General features: G+C 36.0%; 1 protein-coding gene. It reads left to right on the top strand.

The genetic code is table 11. The features are described from left to right. Positions 1-222: hypothetical protein (locus tag ACRHOC_RS15545; protein WP_431159487.1), on the top strand; the 222-nt coding region annotated here is incomplete at both ends.

The raw sequence follows: 222 nt of genomic DNA, 5'->3' as shown, positions 1-222 counted from the left end.
TTCTTAATGAGATCTTACCAGAAGCTTTTGCAGTTGTAAAAGAAACTGCAAACCGATTTGTAAATAATAAAGAAATTCCTGTCACTGCAAATGGTTTTGATAGAGAAGTTTCTGGCGATAAAGACTACCTAACTTTAGATGGTGATAAAGCGGTATGGGAAAATTCTTGGCATGCAGCTGGCAAACCAATAACTTGGGATATGATTCACTATGATGTGCAAT

Source organism: Winogradskyella poriferorum, from assembly GCF_050618035.1.
Taxonomy (GTDB): domain Bacteria; phylum Bacteroidota; class Bacteroidia; order Flavobacteriales; family Flavobacteriaceae; genus Winogradskyella; species Winogradskyella poriferorum_A.
Note: the sequence above shows the minus strand (reverse complement) of the source record. Positions and strands in the feature narration are given on the sequence as shown.